Origin of the sequence: Bradyrhizobium sp. LB8.2 (assembly GCF_040548035.1) — a bacterium.
Taxonomy (GTDB): domain Bacteria; phylum Pseudomonadota; class Alphaproteobacteria; order Rhizobiales; family Xanthobacteraceae; genus Bradyrhizobium.
In genome coordinates this window covers 14,887-27,034 of the sequence record NZ_JBEPQV010000025.1, presented here as the reverse complement: position 1 = coordinate 27,034, position 12,148 = coordinate 14,887, and the positions used below count along the sequence as shown (strand labels likewise).

At 64.0% G+C, this 12,148-nt stretch carries 12 protein-coding genes; 4 read left to right on the top strand and 8 right to left on the bottom strand.

From position 1 onward, the window contains the following. Positions 1–477: 477 nt before the first annotated feature. Positions 478–1,791 carry an aminotransferase class III-fold pyridoxal phosphate-dependent enzyme gene (locus ABIB06_RS26525; protein ID WP_354069418.1) on the top strand — a complete coding sequence of 438 codons (1,314 nt, stop codon included), beginning with the start codon at positions 478–480 and terminating at the stop codon, positions 1,789–1,791. Here ABIB06_RS26525 and ABIB06_RS26520 read toward each other — a convergent pair whose 3' ends face one another. From ABIB06_RS26520 to neuB, 8 genes are read right to left on the bottom strand one after another with little or no spacing between them, the layout of a single operon-like run. Continuing rightward, the gene (locus ABIB06_RS26520) at positions 1,792–2,457 is read right to left on the bottom strand and encodes an LbetaH domain-containing protein (RefSeq protein ID WP_354069420.1); all 666 of its coding nucleotides are present in this window, start codon (positions 2,455–2,457) and stop codon (positions 1,792–1,794) included. It lies immediately after the preceding gene. A gap of 4 nt (positions 2,458–2,461) precedes the next feature. After that, positions 2,462–3,238 carry an imidazole glycerol phosphate synthase cyclase subunit gene (locus tag ABIB06_RS26515; RefSeq protein ID WP_063995631.1) on the bottom strand — a complete coding sequence of 259 codons (777 nt, stop codon included), beginning with the start codon at positions 3,236–3,238 and terminating at the stop codon, positions 2,462–2,464. A 10-nt stretch (positions 3,239–3,248) separates the two neighbouring features. Beyond that, positions 3,249–3,887, bottom strand: coding sequence for an imidazole glycerol phosphate synthase subunit HisH (gene hisH, locus ABIB06_RS26510; protein WP_354069422.1), 639 nt, complete (start codon positions 3,885–3,887; stop codon positions 3,249–3,251). 44 nt (positions 3,888–3,931) lie between these two features. Further along, positions 3,932–5,113 carry an N-acetyl sugar amidotransferase gene (locus ABIB06_RS26505; protein WP_354069424.1) on the bottom strand — a complete coding sequence of 394 codons (1,182 nt, stop codon included), beginning with the start codon at positions 5,111–5,113 and terminating at the stop codon, positions 3,932–3,934. Positions 5,114–5,150: 37 nt separating this feature from the next. Then, positions 5,151–5,963 carry an SDR family oxidoreductase gene (locus tag ABIB06_RS26500; RefSeq protein ID WP_354069426.1) on the bottom strand — a complete coding sequence of 271 codons (813 nt, stop codon included), beginning with the start codon at positions 5,961–5,963 and terminating at the stop codon, positions 5,151–5,153. After that, positions 5,960–7,000 carry a nucleotidyltransferase family protein gene (locus tag ABIB06_RS26495; RefSeq protein WP_354069428.1) on the bottom strand — a complete coding sequence of 347 codons (1,041 nt, stop codon included), beginning with the start codon at positions 6,998–7,000 and terminating at the stop codon, positions 5,960–5,962. The genes ABIB06_RS26500 and ABIB06_RS26495 overlap by 4 nt, the downstream gene beginning before the upstream one ends. A gap of 6 nt (positions 7,001–7,006) precedes the next feature. Continuing rightward, positions 7,007–7,639: an acetyltransferase gene (locus ABIB06_RS26490; RefSeq protein ID WP_354069430.1), complete on the bottom strand. Its 633-nt coding sequence runs from the start codon at positions 7,637–7,639 to the stop codon at positions 7,007–7,009. Then, the gene (gene neuB, locus ABIB06_RS26485; RefSeq protein WP_354069432.1) at positions 7,636–8,718 is read right to left on the bottom strand and encodes an N-acetylneuraminate synthase; all 1,083 of its coding nucleotides are present in this window, start codon (positions 8,716–8,718) and stop codon (positions 7,636–7,638) included. The genes ABIB06_RS26490 and neuB overlap by 4 nt, the downstream gene beginning before the upstream one ends. 178 nt (positions 8,719–8,896) lie before the next feature. Here neuB and ABIB06_RS26480 point away from each other — a divergent pair, with 178 nt between their 5' ends. The 3 genes from ABIB06_RS26480 to ABIB06_RS26470 all read left to right on the top strand — a co-directional run bounded on the left by ABIB06_RS26480 (position 8,897) and on the right by ABIB06_RS26470 (position 12,078). Continuing rightward, positions 8,897–9,643, top strand: a complete 747-nt coding sequence (locus ABIB06_RS26480; RefSeq protein WP_354069434.1) for an acylneuraminate cytidylyltransferase family protein — start codon at positions 8,897–8,899, stop codon at positions 9,641–9,643. Then, the gene (gene neuC / locus ABIB06_RS26475; protein WP_354069436.1) at positions 9,640–10,833 is read left to right on the top strand and encodes a UDP-N-acetylglucosamine 2-epimerase; all 1,194 of its coding nucleotides are present in this window, start codon (positions 9,640–9,642) and stop codon (positions 10,831–10,833) included. Before ABIB06_RS26480 ends, neuC begins: the two co-directional genes overlap by 4 nt. A 90-nt stretch (positions 10,834–10,923) precedes the next feature. Continuing rightward, positions 10,924–12,078, top strand: a complete 1,155-nt coding sequence (locus ABIB06_RS26470; protein ID WP_354069438.1) for a phytanoyl-CoA dioxygenase family protein — start codon at positions 10,924–10,926, stop codon at positions 12,076–12,078. Positions 12,079–12,148 lie beyond the last annotated feature (70 nt).

The following is a 12,148-nucleotide window of genomic DNA, read 5'->3' as shown; positions in this document are numbered from 1 at the left end:
GCACCGTCGAAGCGCGCGCCGTCCGAGGATAGCGGTCGAGCTTCGCGAGACGAAGCGCACTGCCCGTGAATGGGCCGCAGCATCCGCAACGATGCGCTATGGGATTGCCGGGGAACTAACAGCTTTCCGCCGACGAGATCGCGAGCTCATCAAATGCCGCTGACCTCCACTCTTGCAAACGATCAGACTCCGCTGACGGTTGCCCGGTGAGGATCACTCTCGGCAGATGCGCGCAATGGGCTTGCGCGACGTCCTCGCTTACTACGCCGGCTATCGCTGCGGCCACAACGCGGTCCTGGCCGCGGATCGATGGTCTGACGACTGCGGCGATCGGATTTTGAGTCGCTCTTCATCTGCCCGGCTTGCGCCACCTCACCGTTGCAACGGGCCCTTTCTGCCAAGGCACCAGAGCTCCTTGCAAGCTGGTGTCGCTTTGAGGTATCGACCTAGGTTGCACGACCGTATTGGAGAAGCGCAATGTCTAATTCCGCTCAAGCGCTCTACGAGCGTGCCCGCGCCGTTATGCCCGGTGGCACCCAGTTGCTATCGAAGCGTCCGGAGATGTTCCTGCCCGGTCAATGGCCGACCTATTTCAAATCGGCCAAGGGCGCGGAAGTTGTCGATCTGGACGGAAAGACCTATCTCGACATGAGCTATTGCGGCATCGGCGCCACCATCCTGGGTTTTGCCGATCCCGACGTCGATGCTGCGGTGAAATCCGCGATCGACCTGGGCTCGATGTCGACCTTGAACTGCGCCGAGGATATTGAGCTTGCAGAACTCCTGGTCGAGCTGCATCCCTGGGCCGACATGGTGCGGTTCGGACGCGCCGGCGGCGAGGCCATGGCGATCGCGGTGCGCATCGCTCGCGCCGCGACCGGCCGCGACATGGTGGCGTTCTGCGGCTATCACGGCTGGCACGACTGGTACCTCAGCGCCAATCTCGGCGAGACCACCGCACTCGACGGACATCTGCTGCCGGGCCTCGATACCAAGGGTGTGCCGCGCGGCCTCGCCGGCCTGATGCACCCGTTCCACTTCAACAAGCTCGACGAGATCGAGGCGATCGTCGTCGCCCATGGCGAGCGGCTCGCCGCAATCGTGATGGAGCCGGTGCGCTCTAGTGAGCCCGAGCCATCCTTCATCAAGGGCATTCGTACACTCGCCGACCGCTGCAGCGCCGCGCTGATCTTCGACGAGGTGACGTCGGGCTTCCGCATCAATTCCGGCGGCGCGCATCTCGCTTACGGCGTCGATCCTGACATAGCCGTGTTTGCCAAGGCTATCGCCAACGGCTTTCCGATGGCCGCGATCGTTGGCCGCGCCTCGGTGATGGACGCCGCGCAGGAGACTTTCGTCAGCTCGACGGCATGGACCGAGCGCGTCGGCCCGGTCGCGGCACTTGCCACCTTGCGCAAACATCGCGAGCAGAACGTCGCGCGGCACCTGATGCGGATCGGTAAGCGCGTCCAGAAGGGCTGGACCGACGCGTCGCAGGCCGCCGGCCTACCGCTGCACGTCTCCGGCATCTCGCCGCTCGGCCATTTCGCCTTTGACCTGCCCGACGCCCAGGGGGTGCGCACGCTGTTCACGCAGATGATGCTGGACCGCGGCATCCTCGCAACCGGCTCGTTCTACGCGATGTGGTCGCACACCGACGCTCATGTCGATCGTTACCTGGAAACGGTGTCCGAGGTATTCCGCGAGCTCCGCACCGCCGTTGACCAGAAGGCGGTCAAGCAGTTGTTGCGTGGCCCCGTCGCTCACTCCGGATTCAAGCGGCTGACCTGATCAGGTCGTCATTCCGAAAATATCGCGCACCACGTTGCGCGACGTCGGCGAGCGCGCTGCCTTCGGATAGATCCCGTGCAAGACGCTATCGGCAGCAAGCGTGCCGCCGTCAATCACGATTGCACCCGTCGAGACGAAGGAGTTATCGCCCACGGCCGTCTTGCCGATGACGCGGCTGCCGCCGTACATCACGATGCCGCGGCCGAACGACGGGTAGTCATTGTCGAGGTTCGCACCCACCGTGCAATTGTGGTAGCAGATAAAATAGTCCGAATAGCTGGCGCGGCCGAGTACGGTGCCCACCGGATGCTGGACCGCGAACACGTCAGGCAGCTCCACCTCGTAGAACGCGTCGAGCGCGTGCAGCGCCTTGTTCATTGCGTAGGCCTTGTCCGCGATGGGGTGGCCTGGCCATTCGCGAAAAGCTGAATTGGCAAGGAAATAGAGGAAGATCGCATACTGGTCGGAGTGCCAGTGCGAGAATCGAGCCTCGCCGTTCGCAAAGAACCCTTTCAGCCGCAGCCGCGAAAAGCAATGGTCGACCCGGCCGAGTGCAAGTTCGACGAATTTCGGGAGGTCGCCGAGATCTGCGCGATCAGGAAATAGGTTCTCGAACTGCTTTCGCACATAGATCGCAAGATCGGTACGGGCCAGGGAAAGCTGCACGGTGCTAATTCCTGCTCGAGAAGCTAGCGCGCACGTCGAGACCGCGCGAGAACAGATGACTACGCAACTTTATCGGGCTGTGATCGGTAAAGAGGAACATCGAGGAGATCGCCACCGCCGAAGCTCCAGCCTCGAGTGCGTCGATCGCATGCTGGAGCGAACCGCAGCCGCCGGAGACGATCAGCGGCACGCTCAAGACGCTTGCCGCCTTGTGGATCAGTTCGAGATCGTAACCACTCATGGTGCCATCGCGGTCGATCGAGCCGAACAGCACTTCGCCACAGTGCAGGTCTTCGCAGCGCTGCGCCCATTCGATCGGATCGAGCGCGACATGCTCGCGGCCTCCGTCGATAAATACGCTGGCGTGGTTGGGGCTGATCCGCTTGTAGTCGATCGACACCGTCATGCACTGGTCGCCGAATGTGCGTGCTGCCTCGCGCAAGAACTCCGGGCGCCGCACGGCCTCCGAATTCACCGACACCTTGTCGGCGCCGGCGCGGAGCAGCATGTTGACGTCGTCGAGCGTCTTGACCCCGCCGCCCACCGTGAAGGGCATGAAAATCTCTTCCGACATCCGTTCGATGATGTCGACCACGCGGCCGCGCGAGGCCGCGCTCGGCACGATGTCGAGCACGATCAACTCGTCGACACCGTAGTCGTTGTAGACTTTAGCGGTCGTCACAGGATTGCCGGCGGCGCGCTCGTTCTCGAAGAAGCGGACATATTTGACGAGTCTGCCGTCGCGCAGCAGAAATTTCGGGATCAGGCGCTTCTTCAACATCGCGAGAACTTCAGGGATTCCAGCGCAGGAAATTGCTCATCAGCTCGATCCCGGTGTCCTGGCTCTTCTCGGGATGGAACTGCGTGGCGGCGATATTGTCCCGTGCGATGATTGCGGTCACCGATTGGCCGTACTGGGCGAAGCCGACCACATCGCCTGCATCCCTGCAACGCATCGCGAAGGAGTGCACGAAATAGAAGGCCAGATTGCTCTCGCGGATGTTGGCAAGGATCGGATGGTCGCGCTCCTTCGCCACCATGTTCCAGCCCATATGCGGGATCTTCAAAGCGGGATCGTTCGGCATCAGCCGCAGGACGTCGGCATCGAACCAGCCGAGCCCACGATGCGCGACGCCGTCGTCGACATGCTCCTCGGACGTGTTGGCGAGCAGCTGCATCCCGAGGCACACGGCTAGGAAGGGCTTGCCCTTCTCGCGGACGTGGCGCTCCAGCATCTCGTCGATGCCACGGGCGCGGATGTTGCTCATCGCATCGCCGAACGCACCGACGCCGGGGAGGATGACGTGGGAAGCATCCGCAATCGCAGCGGCGTCAGGGGTCACGACCGGATCGAAGCCGCAATATTCGACGGCGTTCTTCACCGAGCGCACATTGTTGATGCCGTAATCGACGATCGCTACGCCTGACATCGCCTGCTCCCCGGCGTTTCGACGCGCCGCCCGTCAATCCTCGCCTAGCCCTTGCCGCCGCCGATCTCGACGCCGGGATGGTTCGGCCACGGCACTTGCGTGTTGTTCCACTTGTCCATGTCCGGCATGCGGCGTCCCGGCTCGACCGTGTTCGGCGAGAACTGCCAAGGGCTGACCTCGTGCTTGATCGCAATCCCCAGGAACTGCTCCTCGGTGAGTTGGAGATAGTCGAGGAACAGATCGAGGCTCGGCGGCCGCTTGCCATCGAACTCGCGCACCAGCGCTTCGCCCTGCTCGCGGGTCATGCGCTTGTTACGGATGTCGATATTGGCGAGATGGTTGGTCCGGCCCATGCCGCGCTTGATGTACTTGAGGTAGTCGCGCACGCCCTGGAAAAAGCACTCGATCTTCTCGTAATCGTACTCCGGCGGAATGCCCTCGACCTCCTGGCCTTTCCAGCCGAGCTCGCGCTTGATGATCTCAACGTGCTTCTTGGTGTCCCACTTGATGTAGCTGCCGAGACAGATCGAACGGCACTTGATCCGCATCAATTCCTTGCGCGGCGGATAGACGAACGGATACAGGTCGCGCTTGGCAACGCGGCCCCCCAGAAACTCGTACATGTCGTCGGCGGTGATGCCGAGATTCATCGCGCGGTTGAAGCGCTTCTCGTCGACCTCTTCCATCTCGTCGTAGGAATAGAATGACTGGTATTCGGCCAAACTCTCGCCCCAGAACAGCAGCGGCGTCTCGTAGCGGATCGCGATCTGCATGGTGTGGGCGTAGATGCCGGTATGGCAGTGCCAGCAGAAATCGCCGCGGCGCTTCAGCGATTCCAGCATCAGCTCACGCACGACATGCCAATTCGGCGTGAAGTTCAGCACGTCGACACCGAGCTGCTTGAACACGCTGGTATTGTTCTCTTCGATCAGCGGACGATAGAACCAATGGTCGAAGCGCACAACCAACGGCTTCAGACCAAGCGTCTTGACGACGTACCAGAGCTGGAAAACGCTGTCCTTGCCGCCCGAATAGGGCACGATGCAGTCGTACAGCCCCTTGTCGCGGTATTTCGATACCAATTCGAGCATCTGAGCGTGGCGCTCGTCCCAATTGATCTGGGTGTCACGGACCTCGATCTGGGCGCAGACGCTGCACGAACCAGAGTCGTCGAACGACGTGGCCTCTGCCGTTTCCGGCAATAAGCACTTGCTACAGCTCAACATTTCGGAGATTCCTGCAATTGCATGATTTGCCGTTGGCTTACCACGCCGTCCACCCCCCGTCGACCGCAATGCACTGGCCCGTCACATAGGCTGCTAGGTCGCTCGCGAGGTAGGCCACAGCGCCCTTCATATCGTCCTCGCGTGCCATGCGGGCAAGCGGCGTCCGGGCTACATAGCGGCTCAAAAACGGCTCCGGCGTGGCCCTGAAGACGCCCCCCGGCGCCACCGAATTGACGCGCACCTTTGGCGCCATGGTGGTGGCAAGCCAGCGCGTCATCTGGATCAGCCCGCCCTTGCTCGCGGCATAAGCCGCCGGGTTCCCCAGCGCCGTCCCCTCGTAGAGCCGCCAATCCGGCCCCGCGAGCCCGTAGATCGAGGAAATATTGATCACGCTGCCATGGCCGGACTTGCCGAGATCCTCTGCCGCAGCCTGGATCAGCACGAAGGGCGCGGTGAGGTTGACCTCGATCGCCCGCCGCCAGGTCGCGTCCGATTGCTGCTCGAACGGCACCGCCCAGCCCTCGAGCCCGCTGGTGCCGACGAAGGCCGCGCAATTGACGATGATGTCGATACCACCAAACGCCTCGCGCACCCGCCGCGGCAGATCCTTCACCGCCGCGCTTTGCTCGAAATCGCAGTCGAACATCGCGACCTTGACCGAATGACTTGCCGTAAGCTTCGCGGCGGCCTCCGTGCCGGCGGGCGCAGCGATGTCCACCAGCGCGATGTTGGCACCGAGTTCGGCAAGGCCGCCCGCGATCGCGCGGCCGATATGGCCTGCGCCGCCGGTGACAACAGCGACGCGCCCGTCGAGCGACATCAGCTCCCGGAGCGAACGTTCGGTGCTCATCCAAAGATCCTCTGGAACTCGTCGGACGCGCGCTGGAGGTCGTCGAGCCGGCCGACGTCGATCCAGTATTCCCGCAAGGGAAACACGACCGACGGCTTGTCCTTGGCGATGGTGCGCTCGATCAGCGTCGGCATGTCCACGGCTTCATTGGCGTCGAGATGGTCGAGCACACCGGGATCGAGCAAATAGACGCCGGCATTGACGAAGAATTTCTGGGTCGGCTTCTCGCGAATGCCGAGCAGGCGATGATCGTCGAAGTCGATCACGCCGAACGGTACCGTCACCGAATGCTCGCGCACGCAGACGGTGGAGAAGGCCTGGTGCTCGCGATGATATTTCAGCATCTGCTCGAAATTCACCGTCGTCAGCAGATCGCCGTTCATGACGAAGAACGGCTGCCTGGGCCGCTCCGGCAACAGCGACAGCGCGCCGGCAGTGCCGAGACGGGCGTTCTCCTGGAGGTAGTCGATCTCGACGCCCCAGGCCGAGCCGTCGCCGAAATACTCCCGGATCATCTCGGCCTTGTAGTTGACCGAGATGAAGAACTTGCCGAAGCCCGCCTTCACGAAACCGCCGAGCACGGTCTCCAGGATCGGTTTGTCGCCGACGCGAATTAGCGGCTTCGGAATCTCGTCGGTGAGCGGCTTCAGCCGCGAACCGAGGCCGCCGGCCATCAGCACGACCCAGTGATCGGATTGCTGCGCAAGCGCGAGGTCGTCGATCAGCTTGACCTCGATCACCCGCCCGTCCGCATCGACCAGCGGAAGCTGGTGGATCGAATGCTTGCGCATCAGATTGAGGGCGGCCGGATTCGAGATGCTGACGGGCGCCGTGATCGGCGAGCGGTTCATCACGAGGTCGACGGAGGCGTCGAGGCCAATTCCGCCGAGCAGCGCGCGCCGCACGTCACCATCGGTGACGGTGCCGACGATCCGGCTGTCGCGCTCAACGATGGCGAGTTGCAGCGTGCCCTGATCGATGCGCCGCAGCGTCTCGATCAACGGCGTATCTTCATTGACGACAAACGCACCCTTCATGACAGACTAATCCCTGACGCCGCCGGCAAACCCGCCGGCCGTGACATCCCTTGCAACCACCGCGCCCGCGGCAACGATAGCTCCGGCGCCAACATTGACGCCGACCAACACCACGGCGCCCGCGCCAACATGCGCGCTCTCGCCGATCGACACCCCACCGCACAGCACCGCCCCCGGCGCGACATGCGCGTGATCGCCCACGACGCAGTCATGCTCCACCACCGCGCGCGTGTTGACCAGGACGTTCTGCCCGATCCGCGCCGCCGGTTGAATGACGGCGCCGGCCATCACCTGCGCACCGTCGCCGAGCTTTGCATCGGAGGCGATCACCGCCGATACATGCGAGATCACTGGAAATTTGTAGCCCAGCGCGGCAAACCTGCCAAACAAGGCGCGCCGCCCCGACAGCCCCGAATCGCTGCGCGAGGCGCGATTTCCCAGACCATTGACGAGCTCGACCTTCTCAGCGCTCATCTTCAGGATGTCGTCGTCGGATCCCGTGATCGGAATACCGCCCAGCTTTTCGCCCACACGCGCTGCGTCGCGATCAATCACGCCGTCGGGACGGATGCCGCGGCTCAGCAAGGCCTCGATGACGACGCGGGCGTGACCGCCCGCGCAGAGCACGATCAGGCTCATGGCTCCAGCGCCTCGTTGGCCGCGTAATTGCGATGCGCGGTCTTGCCGAGCCAATTCCAATATTCGATCGGCGCGACGCCGTTGCCGGGCCGCTTTACGCCAAGATTGGCTTCCGTGAAGCGCTCGCCGGCGCGCACGGGGGCAAGCGCCACGAGGCTGCGCCGCGCCACCGCACGGTTCGGGATCTCCTCCGGCGCGGGCACCTTGCGCCCGTCGCCGAGCGCGGCCTCGACATCGCGGATCGAGGCAATCATCGCCGCCATCTCATACGGCTCGATCGAGGCGCGGTGGTCCGGTCCCGGCAGGTTTCGGTCGAGGGTCAGATGCTTCTCGATCACGCCAGCCCCGAGCGCCACGGCGGCCGCTGCGATGTGGATGCCGCGGCTGTGATCGGAGAAGCCGACGGGGAGGCCGAACGCATCGCGCAGCGTCCCCATCGCGCGCAGATTGATCGATTGCGGATCGGCCGGGTATTCGGTCGTGCAATGCAGGAGCGTCACCTTGGCGCGCAGCTCCGTCCACGTCTCGCGATCGAGCAGGAGTTTCGCGAAGTCGCCAGGCGCCGGCCTTGCCGTCGCATCGCTGAGATAGCCGAAGGCGATGACGCCGAGTGCCTGCTCCACCTCGGCAAGCGTGCCCATGCCTGTCGACAGAATGATCGGCAGGCGGAAGCGCGAAAGATGCAGCAGCAGCGGCGCATTGGTGAGGTCGCCCGAGCCGACCTTCAGCGCGGAAACGCCGATGCGGCGCACCAGATGCGTGGCGCTGTCGGCGTCGAACGGCGTCGACATGTAGGTGATGTTGGACGCCGCGCAGGCGGCGGCTATGCGCGCCTCGTCGTCCTCGCTCAGCTCGAGCGCGCGCAGCATGTCGAGCTGCGATTGCGCATTACCGGTGGCCGCCTGCTGATAGCTCGCCTTCGCCGCCTCGGCGGTCGCAAGCTTGTCGGCGCGGAACGACTGGAACTTGACGACGTCGGCCCCGGCCATCGCAGCCGCGTCCACCAGCGCAAGCGCGCGGTCGCGATCGCCGTTGTGGTTGACGCCAGCCTCAGCAATGATCAGGGTTCGGCGATGCATGGGCTTTCGTTGCTGGGGCAAGGCAAAATCGCCTCGCCAATCAAGCGGTTGTCTTAGTCGAGTACACTGGTAAAAGCAACGCAAGCGGGCAGCTTGCGGCGTTTCCCCAACGGCCCCGAAAGGACGACGAATGACGCCGATTCCCGAACGGCGCTGGCAACGGGATTGCGAAGAACAGATGACGAATTCGCCTGAGATTTTGTTCCTGCTGGTCGGCCGCGGCGGATCCAAAGGCTTGCCCGGCAAGAATTTGCGCGAGATCGGTGGCCTCAGCCTGACCGGCTACAAGGCAATTGCGGCCCGGCAGTCCCGCTACTGCACCCGCCTGATCGTTTCCAGCGACAGCGCGGAGATCCGGGCCGAGGCAAAGCGGCATGGCGCCGAGGTGCCGTTCGAGCGACCGGCCGAGCTTGCCAGCGACACCGCCTCCTCCAACGACGTGGTGCTGCATGCCATGGACTGGATCGAGACGCATGAGAAGCGGCGCTACGACGCCATCATGCTGCTGGAACCCTCTTCGCCCTTCGCAGCACCTAAGCACTTCGACGAGGCCGTCGAACTGTTCGCGGCGCGCAAGGCGAGCCTCGTGGTCGGCATGCGCGAGACCGAGGTCTCCTCGATCTTCGTCGGCACGCTTGGCAAGTACGGCTCGATCGGCGGCATCGTCGAGAAGATGCTGACGACCACGGCGCAGCGGCGGCAGGACCAGGCGATCGAAGTCACCATGAACGGCGCGCTCTATCTCGTCGGCTGGGACGCGATGCGCAAGCATCGCAAGATCTACGCCGATCCGCCCGCGAGCTACGGCATCATGATGGACCGCATGCATTCGATCGAGATTGAGAGTGCGGCTGATCTCGCCTATGCGTCCTATGTCATCGAGCACGGCATGCTCGACGCGTCACCCTGGCGGCAGCAGGCATGAGCGCACGCCGCCGCATCGCTGTCGTCACGGGCTCGCGCGCCGACTACGGCCTGCTGCGGGGCATCCTGACGCGGCTCAAGGCGGCCGACGACGTCGCACTAAGCGTGATCGCATGCGGTACGCATCTGGTGCCACGCTTCGGCGAGACCTGGCGAGCGATCGAGGCCGACGGCTTTCCGATCGCCGCGAAAATCGATCTCGCGCTCGACGACGACCGCGCCGAGACCGTCGCCCGCGGCACCGGCATCGGCGTGACCGGCTTTGCCGAGGAGCTGCCGAAGCTCGCACCCGACATCCTCGTTGTGCTCGGCGACCGTTACGAGGTGCTGGCCGCCGCGGTCGCGGCGACGCTTCTCAACATTCCGATCGCGCATATCCATGGCGGCGAGATCACCGCGGGCGCCTTCGACGACGCGATCCGTCATGCCATCACCAAGATGGCCTGCCTGCATTTCGTCGCGGCCGAGTCCTATCGCCAGCGCGTGATCCGGATGGGCGAGCAGCCCGATCTCGTCTTCAATGTCGGCGCGCCCGGCCTCGATCTGGCGGATAGCGCGGCGCCGCTGACCCGCGCCGAGCTGTTTGCAAAGCTCGGTATCGCCGGCCCCGAGCGCTTCCTGCTGGTGACGCTGCATCCGACCACGGCGCAGCCTGGAGCCGACGCCGCCAATGTCGATGCCCTCCTCGCCGCGCTCGCGGAGCTCGAGGACCGCAGCTTCATCTTCACCGGCGTCAACGCCGATCCAGGCTATCGCGCCATCGACGACGCGATCAGGGCGTTTGTCGCGACACGCCCCGATCGCGCCCATCTCTTCACCTCGCTCGGCAGTGAGCGCTACTGGGCCGCGCTGCGGCTTGCGGACGCCGTGGCCGGCAACTCCTCCAGCGGTATTTTGGAGGCGCCCGCCGTCGGCGTGCCCACAATAAATATCGGCGACCGCCAGAAGGGCCGGCTTCGCGCCGCGTCGATCATCGATTGCCCGGCCGATTCGGCTGCCATCCTCGCGAGCCTCACGCGCATCTTCGAGGGCCGGTTCCAGCCCGATCCGGCCCTGGTCCCGCCCTATGGCCGCGGCGGCGCGTCCGAGGCGATCGCTGGAACCCTTCGAAAGATCGACATCGGGCGCGCTTTTCCGAAGCATTTTCATGATTTAGTGGCAACACGGGAATCGCCCAGCACGACCGGATAACTGTCCGCGATTATTGCCTGTGCAGCGCCTCTGGCTGTATAGATCGGGGCGAACTTTTGACGAACCGCGCTCGTTCCGGGAGAACGCGACATGACGACGATCGATTCACTTTCGAACGCGGCGCCGGTGGCACGCGCCGTCGAGATTGGTGAACTTCCGGTTCCGCCCTATGGCGGCAACACGCTTCCTGCGATCGATTATGACGCGCATCCGGCCTATGGCGGCATGCTGCCCAAGCCGACCTCCCGCGAGCGGCTCTATGCGCTGAACGTGTTCCTGCGAACCTTCGCCTTCGTCACCATTCGCCGCATCGTCGACTACGACAACATGCCGCTGCTGACCAAGGAAGCGGGCTTCAGCGGCCTCAATGCAAGGACGGCGCTGCGCTACATGTCGATGTTTGCGCGCATCCGCGCGAGCCGTGCGATCGGCAGGCTGACCGGCGCGCGTCGTCCCGCAAGGCCGGCGAACCCGTCGCTGCTCAACAAGATCAAATCCGACGGCATCGTCTGCCTGACGCTCGGGCCCGACGAGCTCGACCAGATCCGCAGGGTCACCAATCCGGGCTTCGCCAAGCTCGACGAGCGCCGCGCCAACATTCCGCCGGAGAAGCGCAAGTTCGACGACAACGTCTACTGGTGCACACGCGCCGCTGATCCCCAGGCGTTCGCGACCGTGGAATCCATCTTCAAGCGCTACGGCATCATGGAAGCGGCGAGCGCCTATCTCGGCCGGCCGGCCGGCGTGAAGCACGTCAACGCGCAGATCAACGACCAGGACCTCGCGTTCTGGAAGCGCGTATTCCCGGATACCCAACTCGCCGATCCTTGGGGCAGCTACCTGCACATCGATGCCACCTACGGCATGCTGAAATGCGCGATCTACGTCCACGACATCGGTCCGGACGGTGGCCCGTTCTGCTACATTCGCGGCAGCCAGAACGCGAAGATCGGCTGGTTCGAGGGCATGATCCGGCGCACCAACGATTTCTCCGGCTTCTCCGGCCGGCGGCCCGACGCGCGCAAGAAGTTTATGGCGCTGCCGGCGTTCCTACGTAAGAAAGCGGACTTCGGCGGCGACCTGCTGGACAATTCGCGCGATGTGACGCGCCTGCGCGAGGGCCATTTCGCCGCGACCTCGAACTACGGCAATTGCGTGCTGTTCGACGGCAACGGCGTGCATCGCGGCGGCATGGTGAACAAGGGCGAGCGTCGCTGCCTATTCATCCTGCTCGCGGAAATCTGACGCAGAGGGCGTCGATCACGGCTACGCGCCTTCCGGCTCGCTCGGAAGCCTGAGATACTCAAGACAATGG

Coding starts and splice junctions, on each gene's coding strand:
- ABIB06_RS26525 (WP_354069418.1), top strand. CDS start 478: ATGTCTAATTCCGCTCAAGCGCTCTACGAGCGTGCCCGCGCCGTTATG.
- ABIB06_RS26515 (WP_063995631.1), bottom strand. CDS start 3,238: ATGTTGAAGAAGCGCCTGATCCCGAAATTTCTGCTGCGCGACGGCAGA.
- hisH (WP_354069422.1), bottom strand. CDS start 3,887: ATGTCAGGCGTAGCGATCGTCGATTACGGCATCAACAATGTGCGCTCG.
- ABIB06_RS26505 (WP_354069424.1), bottom strand. CDS start 5,113: ATGTTGAGCTGTAGCAAGTGCTTATTGCCGGAAACGGCAGAGGCCACG.
- ABIB06_RS26500 (WP_354069426.1), bottom strand. CDS start 5,963: ATGAGCACCGAACGTTCGCTCCGGGAGCTGATGTCGCTCGACGGGCGC.
- ABIB06_RS26495 (WP_354069428.1), bottom strand. CDS start 7,000: ATGAAGGGTGCGTTTGTCGTCAATGAAGATACGCCGTTGATCGAGACG.
- ABIB06_RS26490 (WP_354069430.1), bottom strand. CDS start 7,639: ATGAGCCTGATCGTGCTCTGCGCGGGCGGTCACGCCCGCGTCGTCATC.
- neuB (WP_354069432.1), bottom strand. CDS start 8,718: ATGCATCGCCGAACCCTGATCATTGCTGAGGCTGGCGTCAACCACAAC.
- ABIB06_RS26480 (WP_354069434.1), top strand. CDS start 8,897: ATGACGAATTCGCCTGAGATTTTGTTCCTGCTGGTCGGCCGCGGCGGA.
- neuC (WP_354069436.1), top strand. CDS start 9,640: ATGAGCGCACGCCGCCGCATCGCTGTCGTCACGGGCTCGCGCGCCGAC.
- ABIB06_RS26470 (WP_354069438.1), top strand. CDS start 10,924: ATGACGACGATCGATTCACTTTCGAACGCGGCGCCGGTGGCACGCGCC.